The 20,800-nt window shown below is 73.5% G+C and carries 18 protein-coding genes; 10 read left to right on the plus strand and 8 right to left on the minus strand.

Annotated features, from left to right (window positions below; genetic code table 11):
- The 6 genes from ACGFXC_RS31960 to ACGFXC_RS31985 all read right to left on the minus strand — a co-directional run.
- On the minus strand, window positions 1-518 hold a 518-nt coding region (locus tag ACGFXC_RS31960), incomplete at its 3' end, for a Uma2 family endonuclease (protein WP_393718376.1).
- Between the two features lie 55 nt (window positions 519-573).
- A complete protein-coding gene (locus ACGFXC_RS31965) occupies window positions 574-1,884 on the minus strand; it encodes a DUF58 domain-containing protein (protein WP_393718377.1) in 1,311 nt (436 codons plus the stop codon).
- On the minus strand, window positions 1,884-2,846 hold the full coding sequence (locus ACGFXC_RS31970) for an AAA family ATPase (RefSeq protein ID WP_393718378.1): 963 nt from the start codon (window positions 2,844-2,846) through the stop codon (window positions 1,884-1,886). Before ACGFXC_RS31970 ends, ACGFXC_RS31965 begins: the two co-directional genes overlap by 1 nt.
- The gene (locus ACGFXC_RS31975) at window positions 2,843-4,240 is read right to left on the minus strand and encodes a DUF4350 domain-containing protein (RefSeq protein ID WP_393718379.1); all 1,398 of its coding nucleotides are present in this window, start codon (window positions 4,238-4,240) and stop codon (window positions 2,843-2,845) included. Before ACGFXC_RS31975 ends, ACGFXC_RS31970 begins: the two co-directional genes overlap by 4 nt.
- A complete protein-coding gene (locus ACGFXC_RS31980; RefSeq protein ID WP_393718380.1) occupies window positions 4,237-4,908 on the minus strand; it encodes a DUF4129 domain-containing protein in 672 nt (223 codons plus the stop codon). Before ACGFXC_RS31980 ends, ACGFXC_RS31975 begins: the two co-directional genes overlap by 4 nt.
- A gap of 7 nt (window positions 4,909-4,915) precedes the next feature.
- Window positions 4,916-6,163, minus strand: a complete 1,248-nt coding sequence (locus ACGFXC_RS31985; RefSeq protein WP_393718381.1) for a hypothetical protein — start codon at window positions 6,161-6,163, stop codon at window positions 4,916-4,918.
- 235 nt (window positions 6,164-6,398) lie between these two features.
- Here ACGFXC_RS31985 and mtrA point away from each other — a divergent pair, with 235 nt between their 5' ends.
- The 6 genes from mtrA (at window position 6,399) to ACGFXC_RS32015 (ending at window position 13,806) form a co-directional block, all read left to right on the plus strand.
- A complete protein-coding gene (gene mtrA / locus ACGFXC_RS31990; RefSeq protein WP_351826892.1) occupies window positions 6,399-7,088 on the plus strand; it encodes a two-component system response regulator MtrA in 690 nt (229 codons plus the stop codon).
- 1 nt (window position 7,089) lies between these two features.
- Window positions 7,090-9,063: an MtrAB system histidine kinase MtrB gene (gene mtrB, locus ACGFXC_RS31995; RefSeq protein WP_393718382.1), complete on the plus strand. Its 1,974-nt coding sequence runs from the start codon at window positions 7,090-7,092 to the stop codon at window positions 9,061-9,063.
- Window positions 9,064-9,247: 184 nt separating this feature from the next.
- A complete protein-coding gene (locus ACGFXC_RS32000) occupies window positions 9,248-10,957 on the plus strand; it encodes an LpqB family beta-propeller domain-containing protein (RefSeq protein WP_393718383.1) in 1,710 nt (569 codons plus the stop codon).
- Between the two features lie 72 nt (window positions 10,958-11,029).
- Entirely contained in the window at window positions 11,030-11,764 is a 735-nt protein-coding gene (locus tag ACGFXC_RS32005) for a ComF family protein (RefSeq protein WP_393718384.1), read from the plus strand.
- A gap of 311 nt (window positions 11,765-12,075) precedes the next feature.
- Entirely contained in the window at window positions 12,076-12,771 is a 696-nt protein-coding gene (gene hpf / locus ACGFXC_RS32010; protein WP_393718385.1) for a ribosome hibernation-promoting factor, HPF/YfiA family, read from the plus strand.
- A 285-nt stretch (window positions 12,772-13,056) separates the two neighbouring features.
- Complete coding sequence (locus ACGFXC_RS32015) at window positions 13,057-13,806, plus strand: response regulator (RefSeq protein WP_393718386.1); 750 nt, start codon at window positions 13,057-13,059, stop codon at window positions 13,804-13,806.
- 25 nt (window positions 13,807-13,831) lie between these two features.
- Here ACGFXC_RS32015 and ACGFXC_RS32020 read toward each other — a convergent pair whose 3' ends face one another.
- Together ACGFXC_RS32020 and ACGFXC_RS32025 are read right to left on the minus strand one after the other, a co-directional pair.
- Entirely contained in the window at window positions 13,832-15,010 is a 1,179-nt protein-coding gene (locus tag ACGFXC_RS32020) for a winged helix-turn-helix domain-containing protein (RefSeq protein ID WP_393718387.1), read from the minus strand.
- Window positions 15,011-15,019: 9 nt separating this feature from the next.
- Entirely contained in the window at window positions 15,020-15,610 is a 591-nt protein-coding gene (locus ACGFXC_RS32025; protein ID WP_393718388.1) for a GNAT family N-acetyltransferase, read from the minus strand.
- A gap of 227 nt (window positions 15,611-15,837) precedes the next feature.
- Here ACGFXC_RS32025 and secA point away from each other — a divergent pair, with 227 nt between their 5' ends.
- The 4 genes from secA (at window position 15,838) to ACGFXC_RS32045 (ending at window position 20,744) form a co-directional block, all read left to right on the plus strand.
- Entirely contained in the window at window positions 15,838-18,630 is a 2,793-nt protein-coding gene (gene secA / locus ACGFXC_RS32030) for a preprotein translocase subunit SecA (RefSeq protein ID WP_393718389.1), read from the plus strand.
- A gap of 413 nt (window positions 18,631-19,043) precedes the next feature.
- The gene (locus ACGFXC_RS32035) at window positions 19,044-19,532 is read left to right on the plus strand and encodes an Rv3235 family protein (RefSeq protein ID WP_393718390.1); all 489 of its coding nucleotides are present in this window, start codon (window positions 19,044-19,046) and stop codon (window positions 19,530-19,532) included.
- 31 nt (window positions 19,533-19,563) lie between these two features.
- A complete protein-coding gene (locus tag ACGFXC_RS32040; RefSeq protein ID WP_393718391.1) occupies window positions 19,564-20,064 on the plus strand; it encodes a DUF6912 family protein in 501 nt (166 codons plus the stop codon).
- Window positions 20,061-20,744 (plus strand): HAD family hydrolase, encoded by a 684-nt coding sequence (locus ACGFXC_RS32045; RefSeq protein ID WP_393718392.1) that lies wholly within the window; start codon window positions 20,061-20,063, stop codon window positions 20,742-20,744. The genes ACGFXC_RS32040 and ACGFXC_RS32045 overlap by 4 nt, the downstream gene beginning before the upstream one ends.
- The last annotated feature ends 56 nt before the right edge of the window (window positions 20,745-20,800 follow it).

Genomic DNA, 20,800 nt, shown 5'->3' on the forward strand with positions numbered 1-20,800 from the left:
GGGGACCCTGTGGGAGAGTAGGACGCCGCCGAACAATCATTGTGGGAAAGCCCCGCACCAGGTAACTGGTGCGGGGCTTTTCTGCGTTCTGGGGCATCCCCTTTTTCACCGGTCCGCGGGGTAGCTCTTGAGGCTGCTGGTGTCGAGAGTCCAGCGGCCTGCGGGGACCGTTCGGGGCCCTTCGAAGGTTCGCTGTGCACGGCGACGCTCTTCTTGTCCTTGCGCGGGTCCACGACCACGTACAGCGGGACTCCCATCTTCGGGTAGTCGGGCAGCTTGTCGCGGATGCCGGTGAGGGAATGCGTACGGGACACGACTTCCACGACCATCAGCACGTCACGGGAGTTGATGACCTTCGGCGTGTCGTCGGTGTCCTCCTCCGCGATGACCATGAGGTCGGGCACCTTGGTCAGTCCGGTCTGCGAATCGCCCATGTTCGTGTCGTTGAGGGCCATGACTTCGGGCGTCTGGGCTTCGATATGGCGGCGGAGCCGCACCACGTTCAGTCCGTCGGCCATGGTGTCCTCCTGGTGGGTGCGCGACCAGCGTAGCCAGCGGAGCGGTTGGGGCCGGTTATAGGCGGCCGGCTGCCTTGAGGGAGAGGTAGGTGTCGGCGAGGGCGGGGGCCAGGTCGTCCGGGGTGGCGTCGACGACGTGGACGCCGTGGCGGGAGAGCTGCTGCGCGGTGCGGCGGCGCTGGGATTGCGACTGGGTGGCCGCCGCGGCCTCGTACACGGAGTCCAGGGAGCCCCGGGCGGCCGCCATGGCGGCGATGCGGGGGTCGGCGACCGAGGCGACGATCACCGTGTGCCGCTGGGTGAGGCGGGGGAGGAGCGGGAGCAGGCCCTCCTCGATGGGGGCCGCCTCCAGGCTTGTCAGGAGCACGACCAGGGAGCGCCGGGGGGCGCTGCGCAGGATCGTGGAGACCAGGCTGCGGGAGTCCGTCTCGACGAGGGCCGGTTCGAGGCCGGCCATGGCGTTGACGAACGCCGGGAGGGTGTCGGCGGCCGAGCGGGCCTGGATCTGGGCGCGGGGGCGGCGGTCGTGGGCCAGCAGGTCGACGCGGTCGCCGGCGCGGGTGGCCAGGGCCGCGAGGAGCAGGGCCGCGTCCATGGCGGAGTCCAGGCGGGGGGCGTCGCCGACGCGGCCCGCCGAGGTGCGGCCGGTGTCGAGGCAGATCAGGATGTGCCGGTCGCGTTCGGGACGCCAGGTACGGACGGCGACCTTGGGCCGGCGGGCGGTGGCCCGCCAGTCGATGGAACGGGTGTCGTCGCCGGGTACGTAGTCGCGCAGGCTGTCGAACTCCGTGCCCTCACCGCGGGTCAGGACGCTGGTGCGGCCGTCGAGTTCGCGCAGCCGGGCGAGGCGGGAGGGGAGGTGTTTGCGGCTGGTGAACGGCGGCAGGACGCGGACCGTCCAGGGGACGGTGTGCGAGCCCTGGCGGGCGAGCAGTCCGAGCGGGCCGTAGGAGCGGATCGTGACGCGGGCCGCCCGGCGGTCGCCGCGCCGGGTGGGGCGCAGGCGGGTGGTGAGGCGGCGGCGTTCGCCGCCGGGCACGGTCAGGGTGTGGCGGGAGGCGTCGGCCTCGGTGCCGGACTGCCAGCTGCTGGGGGGCCAGGCGTCGCGGATGCGGGCGCGGAGGGTGCGGGCGGCCGGGTTGGCGATGGTGAGGTGGACGTCGGCCGGTTCGCCGAGTCGGACCGAGGTGGCGCCCGAGCGGGTCAGTTCCAGGGTGCGGACGGGCGCCGCGAGGGCGTAGTCGACGCAGCAGGCCAGCGCGAGGGGGCCGTTGACGGCGAGGATCCCCGTCCAGCTGGGTTCGAGGACGCCGACCGGGATGCTGGCGAGGGCCGCGATCAGGGCGGCGCGTCCGGTGAGGGCCATCAGCGGGGTACGGGGACGTGGGAGAGGATCGCGGTGATCACGGCGTCGGCCGTGACGCCCTCCATCTCGGCTTCCGGGCGCAGTTGGACGCGGTGGCGCAGGGTGGGGAGGGCGAGGGCCTTCACGTCGTCGGGGGTGACGTAGTCGCGGCCGGTGAGCCAGGCCCAGGCGCGGGCGGTGGCCAGCAGGGCGGTCGCGCCGCGGGGGGAGACGCCGAGGGTGAGGGACGGCGATTCGCGGGTGGCGCGGCAGAGGTCGACGACGTACGCGGTGATCTCGGGGGAGACGGTGGTCCGGGCGACGGCCTCGCGGGCGGCTTCGAGGTCGCGGGCGCCGGCGACGGGGCGGATGCCCGCGGCGTGCAGGTCGCGGGGGTCGAAGCCGGCGGCGTGCCGGGTCAGTACGCCGATCTCGTCCTCGCGGGAGGGGAGGGGGACGGTCAGCTTGAGGAGGAAGCGGTCCAGCTGGGCTTCGGGGAGCGGGTAGGTGCCCTCGTACTCGACCGGGTTCATGGTGGCGGCGACGAGGAAGGGCTCCGGGAGCTTGCGGGGGGTGCCGTCGACGGTGACCTGGCGCTCCTCCATCGCTTCGAGGAGGGAGGACTGGGTCTTGGGGGGCGTGCGGTTGATCTCGTCGGCGAGCAGGAGGTTGGTGAAGACCGGGCCGTCCTGGAAGGAGAACTCGGCGGTGCGGGCGTCGTAGACGAGGGAGCCGGTGACGTCGCTCGGCATCAGGTCGGGGGTGAACTGGACGCGCTTGGTGTCGAGTTCGAGGGAGGCGGCGAGGGCGCGGACCAGGAGGGTCTTCGCGACGCCGGGCACGCCTTCGAGGAGGACGTGGCCGCGGCACAGGAGGGCGACGACGAGGCCGGTGACGGCGGAGTCCTGGCCGACCACGGCCTTCGAGATCTCGGTGCGGAGCGCTTCCAGCGAGGAACGGGCGCTGTCCGTGGTGGCCGTCATGAGGTGCGGACCTCTCTTTCGAGGGCGTCGAGGTGGTCGGCGAGCGCGACGAGTGCCGCGTCGTCGGCGGGGGTGGGGCCGAACAGAAGGGTGGTGGCCGGGTCGTGGGGGCCGGCGGTGGTGCGGAGGCGGGCGGTCACGGCGGGGACCAGGGTGACGGGGTCGTGGGCCTGCGGGGCCGGTACGCCGACCAGGGCGGCGAGGCGTTCGCGGGTGGCGGCGCGCAGTACCGTCGCGGCGCGGTCGCGGGCGGCGGCCTTGCGGTAGAGGCGGGCGCGGCCCTCGGTGGCCTCGGAGGCGCGGACCGCGACGGGGAGGTCCTCGGTGACGAGGGGGCCGAGCCGGCGGGCCCGCCACAGGGCGGCGAGGGCGGCGGCGACGAACAGCTGGAGCAGCGCCCAGGTCCAGCCGGTCGGGACGAGGTCGAGGAGGCCCTGTTCGTCGGAGCCGGTGTCGGAGGCCATGTCCGCGAGGGTGGGCAGGTACCAGACGAGGTCCGGGCGGGAGCCGAGGAGCTGGAGGGCGAGGGAGGCGTTGCCCTGGTTGGCGAGGCGGTCGTTGCGCAGGAACGATGCGGAGCCGAGGAGGACGGTGTCGCCGCCCGGGGTGGTGCTGGGGATCGTGAGGATGGTGGGGTGGCCGCCGCTGGGGTAGCAGGCGGCGGAGCCGGGGAGGGCGGTGGTGTAGCGAAGGCCGTCGCCGGTGCCGGCCCGGCCCGCGGTGGTGGCGGCGGGGAGGGCGCAGTCCGTGCTGCCGGGGGGCCGGGGGTCGAGGTCGCGCTGGCGGGCGAAGCCCTTGGTATGGGCGGCGGGGGCCAGGCCGGGGAGGCTGACGCTGCTGGGGGCGACGAGGACGGTCCGGCCGCCGGAGAGGTCGATGGCGGAGCGGACGGTGCGCCGCTGGGGCTCGCCGAGCAGGTCGGGGTCGCTGATGAGCAGGGTGGTGCCGGGGCCGGCGGCCGCGGCGGCCTCGTCGGCGTTGGTGACGACCCGGCTGGTGACGCCGCGTTCCTTGAGGAGCTGGGCGAGGGCGCGGGTGCCGTCGGGGTCGGCGGAGCGGGGGTCGAGGAGGCCGTGGTGGTCGCCGGTCTGGAGTCCGGCGAGGGCGACGGCCGCGACGAGCACGATCCCGAGGGCGAGGACGATCCCCCGGGCGCGGGCCCAGAGCCGGGCGGGGGAGGCGTCGGCGGAGGTCCCGCCCCGGCCGCTGCCCTGGCCGGGCGGGGTGGCGGGTGCGGTGCCCCGGCCGGGCGGGTCTTGGGCGGTGGGGCGCGCGGGGGTGGTCCGGCCGGGGGGTGTGGACGCGCCGGCTGCGCCGCCGTCGGCCTGGGGGGCGGGGGTGCCGGTGTCCTGGCCGGGGGTGCCTGCGCCGGGCGGGGTGGGGTCGGGGGTCATCGGGGTGCCGCCGGTTTGGTGTGGGTGAGGGTGTCGTCGAGGGCGCGCAGGCGGGTGTAGGCCTCGGGGTCGCCCGGGCGGCCGCCGTAGGTGACCTCGTCGAAGGCGCGGGCGGCGGCGTGCAGGTCGGCGGCGTGGGCGGGGAGGGAGGCGGCGGCTTCGGCGGCGGCCTCGTCGGCGGTGCGGCCGGGGCGGGGGTCGAGGAGGGTGCGTTCCTCCAGGGCGCGGACGACGGCGCGCATGCGTTCCTGGACGGCTTCGGTCCAGCGGCCGGCCGCCGCGTGGGCCTCGGCGGCCGCGCGGTGGTCGGCGGCGCTGCGGGGGCCCCGGTCGAAGAGGGCGCCCGCAGTGGTGCTCCACCGGCGGGGGGTGCCCAGGCGCCACCACAGGGCGGCGACGGCCAGGGCGATGAGGAGGGCGACGGCGAGCAGGCCGAGGCCGCCGCCCGGGGTGGCCGTCGCGGCGCGGTCGAAGAAGCCGCTGATCCACTCCCAGAGGCGGTCCAGGGCACGCTGGAGGAGCCCCGGGTCGTGCTGGTGGTAGGCGGGCTTCGACAGTTCGCGTTCGGCCGCCTCGCGGGCGGCGTCGCGCGGTGTCGTCACCGGCGGTGTCCCGTCGCGCGGCAGCAGGGCCGCCGCGCCCGTGACGATGAGTCCCCCCGTCCCCATCGGCGCGTCAGCCTCCGGTGACCGGTCCGGCGCCGCCCTGGTCGGCGGCCCGGGCGAGCTCCAGGTCCAGGGCCTCGCGGCGGATGCGCTGGTCGACGTAGAGGAGGGTGGTGACGCCCGTCTGCATCGGGACGGTGACGGCGGAGCCGACGATCCCGCCCAGCGCGGTGATGATCAGGAAGGTCCAGCTGGTGGCGGCGGTGCCGTCGAGGAGGCCGCTGAAGCCGCCGGGGGCGATGAACAGGGCGATGCCCGCGAACGGCATCACGATGATCCCCGCCGTGATGGTGCGCAGGATCCAGGTGAGCAGGCTGATGCCGAAGATCCGCCACCAGGAGCCGCGGACGAGCTTCGCGGAGCGCTTCAGGGCGTCCGCGATCGAGCCGCGTTCCAGCATCAGCGCGGGGGGCGCCAGGACGAAGGTCACGTAGAACCAGGCCAGGAGGACCAGGCCGACGGGGACGCCCAGGGCGGCGGCCGTGACGTTGCCCGTGAGGATGCCGGGCAGGGCCGGTACGAAGGCGGCGGCCAGGGCGCCCAGCAGCAGGACGGCGATCAGGCCGGCCATGCGGGGGGCGAGCGGGCGCACGGCCTTCAGGGTGTCGGAGACGCTGGAGGGGCGGCCGAGGACGGCGCGGCTGACGACGGGCGCGAGCAGGGCGGTGACCAGGAACAGTCCGAGGGCTTCCAGGAAGTACTGGGCGCCGTAGAGGAAGGCCGTGTTGCCCAGCTGGTCGGCGAGCTCCTCGTCGGTGGGCCTGCGGCCGGTGGTGAGCAGGGAGCTGTCGACGACCGCGCGCTGGACGAAGAGCAGCCCGGTCTGGCACAGGGCGGCGACGACGAGGCTGACGGAGAGCACGGAGCGCCAGTGGCCGCGCAGGGTGCTGACGGCGCCGTCCAGGATCTCGCCGAGGCCGAGGGGCCGCAGCGGGATCACGCCGGGCTTGGCGGCGGCCGGGGGGCCGCCCCAGCCGCCGGGGCCGCCGGGGTAGCCATAGGGGGCGCCGGGCTGCTGCGAGGGGGAGCCGTACGAGCCCCAGCCGGCGGGCGGCTGCGGCTGCGGCTGCGGGGGCGCCGGCGGCGCCGGGGCCGGGGCGGGCGGCGGGGTGGTGCCCGGGCTCGACCACTGTCCGGGCGGCGGCTGGGCGGCGGACCACTTGCCGTCGCCGGCGGGCGGCGCGGCGGGCCGGTCGGCGTCGGAGCCCTGGCCGTCGGACGGGGATCCGGGCGTGGCCCAGCCCGGAGAGTCGTTCATCGTCGCTCCTTCACGTGCACCTGCCGTGGCCGGCGCGCTGGTCGGCTGCCATCGTGCCACGGGGGATCACCGAAGGGACCGGCCGTCCCCCGCGATCTCCGGCCGCTCGTCCCTTCAATTGTCGCGCGGATCCGAGGCAGACTGGTCGTCCTGATCACCACGCAGGTCCGAGGGGCGATTTCCAGCCCTTTTGGCTGTGGGACAGCTCACCGCCAGGTAACGATTAGCTAATGGGATGATGTCAAGCATGAAGGGACGAGTCCTTGTCGTCGACGACGACACCGCGCTGGCCGAGATGCTCGGCATTGTGCTGCGTGGAGAAGGTTTTGAGCCGTCGTTCGTAGCGGACGGCGACAAGGCGCTGGCTGCCTTCCGGGAGGCGAAGCCGGACCTGGTCCTGCTCGACCTCATGCTGCCCGGACGGGACGGCATAGAGGTGTGCAGGCTGATCCGGGCCGAGTCCGGGGTGCCGATCGTCATGCTCACCGCGAAGAGCGACACGGTCGACGTCGTGGTGGGCCTGGAGTCGGGCGCGGACGACTACATCGTGAAGCCGTTCAAGCCGAAGGAGCTGGTCGCCCGGATCCGGGCGAGGCTGCGGCGTTCGGAGGAGCCCGCGCCGGAGCAGCTGGTCATCGGTGACCTGGTCATCGACGTGGCCGGGCACTCCGTCAAGCGGGACGGGGCCGCCATCGCGCTGACCCCGCTGGAGTTCGACCTGCTGGTCGCGCTGGCGCGCAAGCCGTGGCAGGTGTTCACCCGCGAGGTGCTGCTGGAGCAGGTCTGGGGCTACCGCCACGCGGCGGACACCCGCCTGGTCAACGTGCACGTTCAGCGGCTGCGCTCCAAGGTCGAGAAGGATCCGGAGCGCCCCGAGATCGTCGTGACGGTGCGCGGTGTCGGCTACAAGGCCGGACCCAGCTGACGTGCCGCCCGGCACGCCCCGGGGCGGCTCCCGTCGGGGAGCTCCGTGGGGCGGCCGGGTGCTGCGTCTGAGCAAGGACGGAGCGCCCGGCGGCCCCGTGCTGCGGCTCTTCGTACGCCTCGTACGACGGCCGCTGCTTCCGGCTGTCCGCCTGTGGCGGCGCAACATCCAGCTGCGGGTGGTCGCGGCGACGCTGCTGATGTCGCTGGCCGTGGTCCTCGCGCTGGGCTTCGTCGTCATCGCGCAGGTCAGCAAGGGTCTCCTCGACGCCAAGGAGGAGGCCGCGCAGAGCCAGGCGGCGGGCGGGTTCGCGGTCGCACAGGAGAAGGCCAATACGCCCTCCGCCGTGGACGGGACCGAAGCGGCCGACAACAAGGTCGGCCGGGACGCCAGCACCTGGATGAACTCGCTGGTCAAGCAGCTGGCCAGTGGCGGGCAGACCGCCTTCGAGGTGGTCGCGCTCGGCGCGGGCACCGGGGAGCAGGCGCCCGGCGCGCAGGGCGTCAAGGGAGCCCGCGCCTCCGGCAACGTCGATCCGACGGCGAGCGTCCCCCTGGAGCTGCGCCGGGCCGTCAACCACGCCACCGGCACCTTCAAGACCTTCTCGCAGATCAAGTACACCGCCGGGAGCGGGGAGAAGCTCCCGGAGCCCGCGCTGGTCGTCGGCAAGCGGCTGACCGACATCAACGGGGACCCGTACGACCTGTACTACCTCTTCCCGCTCACCCAGGAGGAGGAATCCCTCAACCTGGTCAAGAGCACCATCGCCACGGCCGGGCTGTTCGTCGTCGTGCTGCTCAGCGCCATCGCCTCGCTCGTCGTGCGGCAGATCGTGACGCCCGTGCGGATGGCCGCCGGGATCGCCGAGCGGCTCTCGGCCGGGCGGCTCCAGGAGCGGATGAAGGTCACCGGCGAGGACGACATCGCCCGTCTGGGCGAAGCCTTCAACAAGATGGCCCAGAACCTCCAGAACAAGATCCAGCAGCTGGAGGACCTCTCGCGGATGCAGCGCCGCTTCGTCTCGGACGTCTCCCACGAGCTGCGCACCCCGCTGACGACGGTCCGGATGGCCGCCGACGTCATCCACGACGCCCGGGTGGACTTCGATCCGATCACGGCCCGCTCCGCAGAGCTGCTGGCCGGGCAGCTCGACCGCTTCGAGTCGCTCCTCGCCGACCTGCTGGAGATCAGCCGGTTCGACGCGGGCGCGGCCGCGCTGGAGGCGGAGCCCATCGACCTGCGCGACGTCGTGCGCCGGGTCATCGACGGCGCCGAGCCGCTGGCCGAGCACAAGGGCACGCGCATCCGCGTCCTGGGCGACACCCAGCCGGTGATAGCGGAGGCCGACGCCCGCCGCGTGGAGCGGGTGCTGCGCAACCTCGTCGTCAACGCCGTCGAGCACGGCGAGGGCCGGGACGTGGTGGTCCGGCTCGCCTCGGCGGGCGGGGCCGTCGCGGTCGCCGTCCGTGACTACGGGGTCGGGCTCAAGCCCGGCGAGGCCACTCGCGTCTTCAACCGCTTCTGGCGCGCCGACCCGGCCCGGGCGCGCACCACCGGCGGTACGGGCCTGGGCCTGTCGATCGCCGTCGAGGACGCCCGGCTGCACGGCGGCTGGCTCCAGGCCTGGGGGGAGCCGGGCGGCGGCTCGCAGTTCCGCCTCACCCTGCCCCGTACCGCCGACGAGCCGCTGCGCGGATCGCCGATCCCGCTGGAGCCCGAGGACTCGCGGGGCAACCGGGCCCGGGCCGCGGCCGAGGCCGCGGGACGGGGCAACGGCTCCGGCGGGCGTCCCGGTGCGGGCGGCGGCCGGGCGGAGCGGGCCGACCGTTCGCCGATACCGCCCAGGCCCGCCGTCACCACCGCCCAGCCCGTGCCCGCCGACCCCACCGCGCTGCCCGGCAACGGCGCCCGGGTCGTGGCCAGGCCCGCCGATCAGGGAGCAGCACAGGAGGATGGATCCGGTGGAGGACGCTGAACGTGCGTCGGGGGCGGACGTGCGGCGCGCCGCACGGCGCACGGGGCGCTCTCGGGGCCCAGGGGGCCTACGGGGCGTACGGCGCGGGGGGCCGGGAGGCCTCGGGCCGGTCCTGGCGTGCGGGGTCGTGGGGGCGCTGCTGGCCGGCTGCGCGTCCATGCCCGACCGCGGTGAGATCCGGCGGGTGGACGCTTCGCAGGGCGTCGACTCCCAGGTGCGGGTCTTCGGTGCCCCGCCGGCCGACAAGGCCAGCCCGGCCGACATCGTCGACGGCTTCCTGGAGGCCATGACCAGCGACGACCCGCAGCTGGCGACCGCCCGGAAGTACCTGACCGAGGACGCCGCGAAGGAGTGGAAGCCCGGTTCGGCCGTCACCGTGCTCTCGGCGGGACTCGACCGGGTGCCCGTCCACGGCGAGCGGGACCCCGAGGGGCCCCGCTGGAAGGTGACCGGCAAGAAGCTGGCGACGGTCGACGAGCGCAGCGCCTACCAGCCGGAGACCGGCGGCAAGCGCTACGAGGAGTTCCTCCAGCTGGTCCAGGTCAACAAGCAGTGGCGGATCGCGACCCCGCCCAGCGGCCTCGTGCTCAGCGAGTCCGATTTCCAGCGGATCTACAAGCCGGTGAACAAGTACTACTTCGCGGGCGGCAAGCTCGTCGCCGACCCGGTGTACGTGCGCCAGCGCAGCGACCCCGATTCGCGGATGGACCCGACCACGCAGACCGTGCAGTCGCTGCTCGCCGGTCCCTCCAAGTGGCTCGGGCCGGTCGTCTCGACCGCCTTCCCGACCGGCGCGGCCCTGCGCGAGGGCACCAAGTCCCTGTCCTACGACGGCCAGAACACCCTGCGCGTCCCGCTCAACGACAAGGGCGGCAACGTGGGGCAGCCGCAGTGCCAGAAGATGGCCACCCAACTCCTCTACACGGTGCGGGACCTGACGGCCTCGCGGCTGGACCGGGTCGAACTGCTGCGTCCCGACGGCAAGTCCTCGTTGTGCTGGGTGACCGGTTCGACCGCGTCGGTCCTCGCGAACCGGCCGCCGTCGCCGGAGCACCAGTACTACGTGGACAAGGACTACAAGCTGGTCCGGATGGTCCTCAACGTCAACGCCGAGGAGCAGCAGCAGGACAAGCCGGAGCCCGCCCCGGGTCCGCTGGCCACCGCCGCGGGCTTCAAGGTGGGTTCGGCGGCCGTGACGTACGACGAGAAGCGGGCCGCGGTCGTCTCCGACGACGGGCACGGGCTGTACGTGGTGACGCTGACGACGGCGGGGCAGATGCCGCAGCCGCTGCTGAACAGCAAGTCGGGCAAGCTGACGGCGCCCAGCTGGGACGCCCAGGGCGACCTGTGGATCGCGGACCTCGACCCGCAGTCCCAGGGCCTGTACCGGATTCCCGGGGGGACCGGGATCCCGCAGAAGGTGGACGTCGCCGGGCTGGACGGAGGCAGGATCACGGCGCTGAAGGCCTCTGCGGACGGGGTGCGGCTCGCGCTGCTCGTCGAGCGGGAGGGCGGCCGCAAGAACCTGTACCTGGGGCGGATCGAGCGGCCGGAGGTGCAGGGGGACGCGTCGCCGCTGTCGGTGCGCGAGCTGCGGCCGGCGGCTCCGCAGATGGCGGAGGTCACCGCGATGAGCTGGGCGCCGCGGGGGCGGCTGCTGGTGGTGGGCCGGGAGAGCGGCGGGGTCGACCAGGCCCGCTACATGCTGGCCGACGGGTCGATGGTCGCGGCGAGCCTGCCGGGGGCGACGGGGCTGAGCGCGATCGCGGCCGCCGAGGACGAGTCGAAGCCGGTGGTGGCCTCCTCGACGGAGGACGGCATCGTGTGGCTGCCGCCGGGGGCGCAGTGGCGCACGGTGGCGGCGGGCGGCCGGGCGCCGGTGTACCCGGGCTGAACCCGGGCTGAGGGGCGCCCGGGGTTTTCCACAGGGGTCGCGGTGGTGCGCGGCGCCCGGCAGGCTGGGGGCATGCGGGGGTGGTGGCAGGAGCTGGCGGGGCTGGTGCTGCCGGCCGACTGCGCGGGCTGCGGGGCTGCGCGCCGGGTGCTGTGCGCCGGCTGCCGGGGCGCGCTCAGCGGCGCCCGGGCCGGGCGGGTGCGCCCTTCGGCGCGGCGGTCCGGTCCCGCCGGGCTGCCCGTCGTGGTGGCCGGGGCCGCGTACGAGGGGGCCGTACGGGCCGTCGTGCTGGCCCACAAGGAGCGCGGGGCCCTGCCGCTGGCCGGTCCGCTCGGCGCCGGCCTGGCCGCGGCGGTACTCCGGGCCGATGGGGGCGGGGCGGGGGAGCTGGCGCTGGTCCCCGTACCGTCCGCGCGGCCGACGCTGCGGGCGCGCGGGCACGATCCGGCGCGCCGGGTGGCCCTGGCGGCGGCGGCCCGGCTGCGCGCGGGCGGGGTGCCCGCGCGGGTGGCGCCCGTGCTGCGGCTGCGGCGGCGGGTCGCCGACCAGGCGGGTCTGGGGGCGCGGGAGCGGCTGGAGAACCTGGCGGGGGCGCTCGGGGTGTGCCCGGGCGGGGAGCGGGTGGTCGCGGGGGCGCGGATCGTCCTGGTGGACGACGTCATCACCACCGGGGCCACGCTCGCCGAGGCGGCACGGGCGCTGCGGGCGGCCGGGCTGCGGGTGCGGGCCGCGGCCGTGGTGGCGGCGCCGGCGGGCTCCTTCGCCGGAGAACCGGTCGACAACTCGTACAGAGCAAAAAACTTGTGAATAGATTTGGAACTGCCGGGGAATGCGCATCGTTGCAGGTAGTAAGAGGGAACAGCCACCTGAACGGAGGTACGTTCCGGTAGCGGGTGCCGACAACCGGCATTGAGAGATATGTTCGGTTGTGAGGACTTCGTGTCAGTGCCCGTTCAGGGGGTTCTCTCTGCTCCGAAGTCGGTGGGATGTAGATCTTGCCGATGGGGGAGGAGGAGGTGAAAGTCGCCAAGTCCGAGGCTCCGGTGTTCACCGGGGCCTGGTGCGAAAGGGAGACGCTTCGCCGCTGGCGGTGGGGCTCTCCGGGAACGGAGTTCTGCGTGGACATCGTCGTCAAGGGCCGCAAGACCGAGGTGCCCGAGCGGTTCCGCAAGCACGTGGCCGAGAAGCTGAATCCCGAGCGGATCCAAAAGCTCGACGCCAAGGTGATCAGCTTGGACGTCGAGGTGTCCAAGGAGCACAACCCGCGGCAGGCCGACCGTTCCGACCGCGTGGAGATCACCCTGCATTCGCGGGGCCCGGTGATCCGGGCCGAGGCCGCCGCCGCCGACCCGTACGCGGCGCTGGACCTCGCTCAGGACAAGCTGGAGGCCCGGCTGCGCAAGCAGCACGACAAGCGGTTCACCCGGCGTGGCAACGGCCGGCTCTCGGCGGCCGAGGTCGCCGACGTGGTGCCCGGCGTCGCCTCGCTCAACGGCAACGGCGAGCCGGTCTCCGAGGAGAAGGCGGACGGGATCCCGACCACCCGGATCGGATCCCTGGAAGTGCAGGGCGAGGGCCCGCTGATCGTCCGCGAGAAGACCCACTCGGCCGGGCCGATGTCGCTCGACCAGGCGCTGTACGAGATGGAACTGGTCGGACACGACTTCTACCTGTTCGTCGACTCCGACACCAAGATGCCGAGCGTCGTCTACCGCCGTCACGCCTACGACTACGGCGTCGTCCACCTGAACGCCGACGGCGCCTCCAGCTCGGACGAGCCGGCCGCGGGCGCGGGCGGTGCGCTGGGCGGCTGACGCCCCCCTCCGTTGCCCCCGCGGAGCGCCCGAGGCGCTCCGCGGGGGCACCTGTACGAGATGCCGTGGCCGAAAACCGGCCGTATCCCGGTCCGGTCTGGCTGGGATACGTCCGTGATGTGACCGGGATCTGTCCGTGGGTGGCCGGTAGTGGCTCCTATGGGCCGCAGGGCCGTCGTCGCGCCCCCTCGCCGACACCCGGGCATGGAATCATGGCGGGCAGTCAACCGGCGGCAGACCCCGCGGGGTTGACCCGGCAACTGGGCACATGCAGGGGGAGGAACGATGGCGGACAGCTTCGGGCCGGTACGCGGTGACGACGGCGCGCGCTGTCGGACGGCGGACCCGGCGGACGCGGCGGCCGAGCCGGCCGGGGAGCCGATCCGGGTTCTGGTGGTCGACGACCACGCCCTCTTCCGGCGCGGGCTGGAGATCGTCCTCGCCCAGGAGGAGGACATCCAGGTCGTGGGCGAGGCCGGGGACGGGGCGGAGGCGGTGGACAAGGCCGCCGACCTGCTGCCGGACATCGTGCTGATGGACGTGCGGATGCCCCGGCGGGGCGGCATCGAGGCCTGCACCTCGATCAAGGAAGTGGCGCCCTCCGCGAAGATCATCATGCTGACGATCAGCGACGAGGAGGCGGACCTCTACGACGCGATCAAGGCGGGCGCGACGGGCTACCTGCTGAAGGAGATCTCCACGGACGAGGTGGCGACGGCCATCCGCGCGGTGGCGGACGGGCAGTCGCAGATCAGCCCGTCGATGGCGTCGAAGCTGCTGACCGAGTTCAAGTCGATGATCCAGCGCACCGACGAGCGCAGGCTGGTGCCGGCGCCCCGGCTGACCGACCGCGAGCTGGAAGTGCTGAAGCTGGTGGCGACCGGGATGAACAACCGGGACATCGCCAAGCAGTTGTTCATCTCGGAGAACACCGTCAAGAACCACGTGCGCAACATCCTGGAGAAGCTCCAGCTGCACTCGCGCATGGAGGCGGTCGTCTACGCGATGCGCGAGAAGATCCTGGAGATCCGCTAGCCGGTCCGGCGCGGGTGCCGCAGGGTCAGAGCGCCTTCAGTTCCGCGGTGACCGCGGCGGCCTCCGCCGGGGTGGACGCGCGCTCGACGCGCACCGCGTCGCAGCCGACCCACTCCGCGGCCTCCCGCAGGGCCCGCGCCATCGGGGCGGCCGCCTTCGGGGTGGTCAGGGAGAGCCGGCGGGCCACCAGGGTGGTGCCCTCGCGGGCCGGGTCGGCCCGGCCCTGGAGCAGGCCGCCGGCCAGCAGCGGCATCGCGAAGTACCCGTGGATCCGCTGGGGTTTGGGGACGTACGCCTCCAGCTTGTGGGCGAAGCCGAAGATCCGCTCCGTCCGCGGCCGGTCCCAGACCAGGGAGTCGAACGGCGAGAGCAGGGTGGTGCGGTGGCGGCCCCGGGGGGCCGCGGCCAGGGCCGCCGGGTCCGCCCAGGCGGGCTTGGTCCAGCCCTCGACCGTGACCGGGACCAGACCGGAGTCCGCGATCACCGCCTCGACCTGGTCCCCCTTGAGGCGGTGGTAGTCGGCGAGGTCGGCGCGGGTGCCGACGCCCAGGGACCGGCCCGCGAGGGCGACCAGCCGGCGCAGGCACTCGCGGTCGTCGAGGTCGTCGTGGAGCAGTCCGGCCGGGACCGCCCGCCCGGCCAGGTCGTAGACCCGCTTCCAGCCGCGGCGCTCGGTGCAGACGACGTCACCGGTGTCCAGCAGCCACTCCACCGCGATCTTGGTCTCTGACCAGTCCCACCAGGGGCCGCCGTTCTTCGCGCCGCCCAGTTCGGTCGAGGTCAGCGGGCCGTCGGCGGTCAGCCGGTCCAGGACCAGGCGGCAGGAGGCGTCCCGGTCGCGCATCTTGTGCCAGCGGTAGCCCTGCGCCCGCTTGGCCCGGCGGCGGAAGGCGAAGTGCGGCCACTCTTCGATCGGCAGTACGCACGCCGCGTGCGACCAGTACTCGAAGGCGTGGTTCTGCGTCCAGTACGCCCGCTCCACCGTCTGCCGGCCGACCGCGCCCAGACGCGCGTACGGGATCAGCTCGTGCGAGCGCGCCAGGACGGAGATGGTGTCCAGCTGGACGGCGCCCAGGTGGCGCAGCATCGCGCGGACACCGCCCTTGCGGTCCGGTGCGCCGAGGAACCCCTGGGCGCGCAGCGCGATGCGCCGGGCCTCGTCGGCGGACAGGGAGAGCGTCGGCTGCGGCAGGCTGCTGATCATGGCCGCAGCCTAGGACCCGGCACCGACAGCGGGCAGGTGGGGCAGGGCCGAGGGGAGGTCGAGGTCGCCGGGGAGCAGGCCGCCGATCCAGCAGTCCCGGACGGTGCCGCCGTGGTGCAGGGCGGCGCGCAGCAGGCCCTCGACCCGGAAGCCGGCCTTCTCGGCGACGGCGCGCGAGGGCGTGTTGCCGGCCTCGGCGCGCCATTCGAGCCGGGCGGCGCCCAGGGCGGTGAAGGCCCAGCGGGCGACGGCGCCGACGGCCTCGGTCGTGTAGCCGTGCCCGCGGTGCTCCCTCGTCGCCCAGTAGCCGATCTCGTACACCTTCTCCCCGAACGCCAGGTGGACGTGGACGGCGACGGCCGCGACCAGCGGGCCGCCGGCGCCGAGGCGGACCGCGAAGGCGTATCCCGTGTCCTCGCGCCAGCCGGCGGGGACCCGCTCGCCGACGAAGGCGCGGGCGTCGGAGCGCGCGTAGGGCGAGGGGACCGCGGTCCAGCGCGGGATGGCGGGGTCCTGGGCGGCGGCGTACACCTCGTCCTCGTCGGACGGGGCGAAGGGCCGCAGGTCCAGGCGGTCCGTGCGCAGCGTGGTGGGTTCCATCCACGGATTGTGGCGGCGCGGGGGAGCGGGGGGCGAGCAGTTTTCGTCCCCACCGGCACCTTCGGCCCTGCCCACACGTTCTCATTCCGGGCACCCGTGCCCCGCGGATACGGCGGACCTCCCGGCGCGACCACGTCCTCGCTTACGATGGCCGTTGCGGTGGGGCCCACCTGCCGTGCCCGGTTACGAACAGTGCCCAGGCCCGACCGGCAAGGAGACAAACCTCGGTGTCCGTCTTCAACAAGCTCATGCGTGCAGGCGAAGGCAAGATCCTGCGCAAACTGCACCGCATCGCGGACCAGGTCAACTCCATCGAAGAGGACTTCGTCAACCTCTCCGACGCCGAGTTGCGCGCGCTCACGGACGAGTACAAGCAGCGGTACCAGGACGGCGAGAGCCTGGACGACCTGCTGCCCGAGGCGTTCGCAACGGTGCGCGAGGCCGCGAAGCGCGTCCTCGGCCAGCGCCACTACGACGTGCAGATCATGGGCGGCGCGGCCCTGCACCTGGGGTACGTGGCGGAGATGAAGACCGGTGAGGGCAAGACCCTCGTCGGTACCCTCCCGGCGTACCTGAACGCGCTCTCGGACAAGGGCGTCCACCTGATCACGGTGAACGACTACCTGGCCGAGCGCGACTCCGAGATGATGGGCCGCGTCCACAAGTTCCTGGGCCTGGACGTCGGCTGCATCCTGGCGAACATGTCCCCGGCGCAGCGTCGTGAGCAGTACGCCTGCGACATCACGTACGGCACGAACAACGAGTTCGGCTTCGACTACCTGCGCGACAACATGGCGTGGTCGCAGGACGAGCTGGTGCAGCGCGGCCACAACTTCGCCGTGGTCGACGAGGTCGACTCGATCCTGGTCGACGAGGCCCGTACGCCGCTGATCATCTCGGGTCCGGCCGACCAGGCCACCAAGTGGTACGCCGACTTCGCCAAGCTGGTCACCCGGCTGACCAAGGGCGAGGCGGGCCAGCCGCTCAAGGGCATCGAGGAGACCGGCGACTACGAGGTCGACGAGAAGAAGCGCACCGTCGGCATCCACGAGGCCGGTGTCGCGAAGGTCGAGGACTGGCTCGGCATCGAGAACCTGTACGAGTCGGTGAACACCCCCCTCGTCGGTTACCTCAACAACGCGATCAAGGCCAAGGAACTCTTCAAGGTCGACAAGGACTACGTCGTCATCGACGGCGAGGTCATGATCGTCGACGAGCACACCGGCCGCATCCTGGCCGGACGCCGGTACAACGAGGGCATGCACCAGGCCATCGAGGCGAAGGAAGGGGTGGACATCAAGGACGAGAACCAGACCCTCGCCACGATCACCCTCCAGAACTTCTTCCGCCTGTACACGAAGCTCTCGGGCATGACCGGTACGGCCATGACCGAGGCCGCCGAGTTCCACCAGATCTACAAGCTGGGCGTCGTGCCGATCCCGACGAACCGCGGGATGGTCCGCAAGGACCAGCCGGACCTGATCTACCGCACCGAGGTCGCGAAGTTCGCCGCGGTCGTCGACGACATCGCGGAGAAGCACGAGAAGGGCCAGCCGATCCTCGTCGGTACGACGTCGGTCGAGAAGTCCGAGTACCTCTCCCAGCAGCTCTCCAAGCGGGGCGTGCCGCACGAGGTCCTCAACGCCAAGCAGCACGAGCGCGAGGCCTCGATCGTCGCCCAGGCCGGACGCCGCGGCGCGGTCACGGTCGCCACGAACATGGCCGGCCGCGGTACCGACATCAAGCTCGGCGGCAACCCGGACGACCTCGCCGAGGCGGAGCTGCGCCAGCGCGGCCTCGACCCGGAGGAGCACATCGAGGAGTGGGCGCACGCCCTGCCCGAGGCGCTGGGGCGCGCGGAGGCGGCCGTGAAGGCCGAGTTCGAAGAGGTCAAGGACCTCGGCGGGCTGTACGTGCTGGGCACCGAGCGGCACGAGTCGCGCCGCATCGACAACCAGCTGCGCGGCCGCTCGGGCCGTCAGGGCGACCCGGGCGAGTCCCGTTTCTACCTGTCGCTCGGTGACGACCTGATGCGTCTGTTCAAGGCGCAGATGGTCGAGCGGGTCATGGCGATGGCGAACGTGCCGGACGACGTGCCGATCGAGAACAAGATGGTGACGCGCGCGATCGCGTCCGCCCAGTCGCAGGTCGAGACCCAGAACTTCGAGACGCGCAAGAACGTCCTGAAGTACGACGAGGTGCTCAACAGCCAGCGCGAGGTCATCTACGGTGAGCGCCGCCGCGTCCTGGAGGGCGAGGACCTGCACGAGCAGGTCGTCTTCTTCATGGACGACACGATCGACGCGTACATCGCGGCCGAGACGGTCGAGGGCTTCGCCGAGGAGTGGGACCTGGACCGGCTGTGGGGCGCCTTCCGGCAGCTCTACCCGATCAAGGTGACGGTGGAGGAGCTGGAGGAGGCCGCCGGGGACCGTGCGGGCATCACCGCCGAGTTCATCGCGGAGTCCGTCAAGGACGACATCCACGAGCAGTACGCGACGCGCGAGAAGGCGCTCGGCTCCGACGTCATGCGTGAGCTGGAGCGGCGCGTGGTGCTGTCGGTGCTGGACCGCAAGTGGCGCGAGCACCTCTACGAGATGGACTACCTCCAGGAGGGCATCGGCCTGCGGGCGATGGCCCAGAAGGACCCGCTGGTCGAGTACCAGCGGGAGGGCTTCGACATGTTCAACGCCATGATGGAGGGCATCAAGGAGGAGTCCGTCGGCTACCTGTTCAACCTGGAGGTCCAGGTCGAGCAGCAGGTCGAGGAGGTTCCGGTGCAGGCCACGGCGCCGTCCCTGTCGAAGGAGCCGGCGGCCGCGCGGCCGGAGATCCGGGCCAAGGGCCTGGACGCTCCGCAGCGTCCGGACCGGCTGCACTTCTCCGCCCCGTCGGTCGACGGGGAGGGCGGCGTCGTCGAGGGCGAGTTCGACGCGGAGGGCGCGGGCGGCGACGGCATGACGCGGGCGGAACGGCGCAAGGCGCAGAAGGCCTCCGGCGGGCGCCGGCGCAAGAAGTAACGCCGCTGCCGGGCGTACCGGCGGCAGCGCACCAGCAGCACGAACACCGGCCGGGGCCGGGCGCCCGAAGGGGTGTCCGGCCCCGGCCGTCGTCGTGCGGGCGCGGTGCCGTCGCGCGGCCGGCCCCGGGCCGCCCCGCCCCGGGCCGTCGGCGTGGCCGTGGTCCGGCCGGGCGGGGGGTTGGCTGGGCCGGGCGGGTGAGCGGGGGTCGCCCATCGGGGGGTGCGGGGGGCGGGGGCGGGCGTCCACCCCGGGCGGGCGGCGGCGGGCGGACCGGGGGCCCGGCGGGGTTGGTTCACCCGGATAGGTGAGGGGACGGGCGGGTGGGGCGGGGGCTCCGCCGGTGATTGCGGAGCGTCGCCGAGGGGCCGTAGAACGGTGACACCGAGTCACCGATCTGCGGGGGAAGCGACATGGACACCACCATCACCAGCCGTGCGGCGACCGGCGGCGAGGGCCGGGGCCGGACGGGCGCCCCGGCCCGGACCCGGCCCGGCGGGCGGCGGGACGCGCGGGGGCCGGGCGGGGCGCCGCGGGCGGGACGGCGGGGCGGGCCGCACGACTGGTTCGCGCAGCGTCTGCTCGCGGTGCTGAGCGGGCAGCGGCCCGTCCACTCGTTGCTGGGGCTCACCGTGGGGCCCGCGTACGAGCAGCTGGCCTCCCTGGCCACCTCCCTGCCCGCGCCGGGCCGTCCGCGCCCCGTGCTGCGCCACTGCGGCCGGTTCCACCCCGGCCCGGGGGTCATCGAGGCGTTCGCGCGGATCGCCACCGGCGACCGGGTCTCCGCGATGGCCTTCCGCCTGGAACAGGGGCCCGACCTGCGCTGGCGCTGCGCGGCGATCGAGATCCGCGGGCCCCGTACCAGGGGGGATTCGGTGCGGGAGGCCGCGGTCGTATCCTGAGGGCGTTCCCGACTACCGAAAGCAGCCGGCCATGCGCGTGTACGTCCCCCTGACACTCCCCGGTCTCGCCGAGGCGCACACGGCGGGCGAGCTGGGGCCCGCCCCGCTCCGGGCCTACGCCGTGACCCCCGGGCTGCGGGAGTGGTACGTCTCGGACGACGTGGAGGAGCTGGAGTACGCCGCCCTGGGCCGGGCCGCGGCCGCCTCCCTGCGGCTGCTCGCCGCGGACGCGGACGCCCCGCGCCGACGCGTCGTCGTCGCCCTCGACGTCGACGACAAGGCCGCCACCGCCCTTCCCGGGGACGACGAGGCCGCCCTCGGCCTGGTCGCCCTCGCCGCCGCCGTGCGGCTCGCGGTGGCCGCCGCCGTGCACGTCGACGCCGACGACGCCGAACAGGACGTCGCCGCGGCCGCCGCCGCGCTGGAGGCCGCCGACGCCGGGGACGACGGGGCGCGGTCCACCGCCGACGGCGCCGAGGACCACGAGCTGCTCTGGTTCGGCGTGCAGGAGATCCCGGGGCTGCTCACATGACCGCCGCCGAGGCGGCCGGCACCGGCGTCCACATCGTCTGGGACTGGAACGGCACGCTCCTGCACGACATCGACGCCGTCATCACCGCCACCAACGCCTCCTTCGCCGAACTGGGCTTCGCCGCGATCACCCTGGAGACGTACCGCGACCTGTACGTCGTGCCGGTGCCGAAGTTCTACGAGCGCCTCATGGGCCGGCTGCCCACCGAGGAGGAGTGGCTCGTCATGGACGACACCTTCCACCGCCACTACTGGGCCGCGGCCGGGACGGCGGGGCTGGCGGAGGGGGCCCGCGAGCTGCTGAGCGGCTGGCAGGCCGACGGGCTCACCCAGTCCCTGCTCTCCCTCGCGCCCCACGAGAAGCTCGTGCCGCTGGTCCGCACGCACGGCATCGAGGCGCACTTCCTGCGCGTCGACGGCCGTACCGGGCCCTCCCACACCACCAAGGCAGGACATCTCGTACGCCATATGGCTGCCATGGAGTCCACCGGAGTGACCGCCACGCGGACGATCCTCATCGGAGACGCGGTGGACGACGCGCTCGCCGCGGCGCACATCGGGGCCCGCGCCGTGCTGTACACGGGCGGTTCGCACAGCCGCACCAGTCTGGAATCGGCCGGTGTCCCCGTCGTGGACACGCTGGCCGACGCCGTCGCCGCAGCTCGCGAGCTGGCCGGATAGCGGCGCCGGACCCGACCGGATGACGGCGTCGCTGGCCAGAGTGTCCAGGTTTCCCC

This window comes from Streptomyces sp. NPDC048507 (assembly GCF_043199995.1).
Classification (GTDB): Bacteria; Actinomycetota; Actinomycetes; order Streptomycetales; family Streptomycetaceae; genus Streptomyces.

Bases quoted from the DNA above. Each gene is read 5' to 3' on its own strand.
- ACGFXC_RS31965 (WP_393718377.1), bottom strand. From the start codon at position 1,884: ATGGCCCTCACCGGACGCGCCGCCCTGATCGCGGCCCTCGCCAGCATC.
- ACGFXC_RS31970 (WP_393718378.1), bottom strand. From the start codon at position 2,846: ATGACGGCCACCACGGACAGCGCCCGTTCCTCGCTGGAAGCGCTCCGC.
- ACGFXC_RS31975 (WP_393718379.1), bottom strand. From the start codon at position 4,240: ATGACCCCCGACCCCACCCCGCCCGGCGCAGGCACCCCCGGCCAGGAC.
- ACGFXC_RS31980 (WP_393718380.1), bottom strand. From the start codon at position 4,908: ATGGGGACGGGGGGACTCATCGTCACGGGCGCGGCGGCCCTGCTGCCG.
- ACGFXC_RS31985 (WP_393718381.1), bottom strand. From the start codon at position 6,163: ATGAACGACTCTCCGGGCTGGGCCACGCCCGGATCCCCGTCCGACGGC.
- mtrA (WP_351826892.1), top strand. From the start codon at position 6,399: ATGATGTCAAGCATGAAGGGACGAGTCCTTGTCGTCGACGACGACACC.
- ACGFXC_RS32005 (WP_393718384.1), top strand. From the start codon at position 11,030: ATGCGGGGGTGGTGGCAGGAGCTGGCGGGGCTGGTGCTGCCGGCCGAC.
- ACGFXC_RS32015 (WP_393718386.1), top strand. From the start codon at position 13,057: ATGGCGGACAGCTTCGGGCCGGTACGCGGTGACGACGGCGCGCGCTGT.
- ACGFXC_RS32020 (WP_393718387.1), bottom strand. From the start codon at position 15,010: ATGATCAGCAGCCTGCCGCAGCCGACGCTCTCCCTGTCCGCCGACGAG.
- ACGFXC_RS32025 (WP_393718388.1), bottom strand. From the start codon at position 15,610: ATGGAACCCACCACGCTGCGCACGGACCGCCTGGACCTGCGGCCCTTC.
- ACGFXC_RS32035 (WP_393718390.1), top strand. From the start codon at position 19,044: ATGGACACCACCATCACCAGCCGTGCGGCGACCGGCGGCGAGGGCCGG.
- ACGFXC_RS32040 (WP_393718391.1), top strand. From the start codon at position 19,564: ATGCGCGTGTACGTCCCCCTGACACTCCCCGGTCTCGCCGAGGCGCAC.
- ACGFXC_RS32045 (WP_393718392.1), top strand. From the start codon at position 20,061: ATGACCGCCGCCGAGGCGGCCGGCACCGGCGTCCACATCGTCTGGGAC.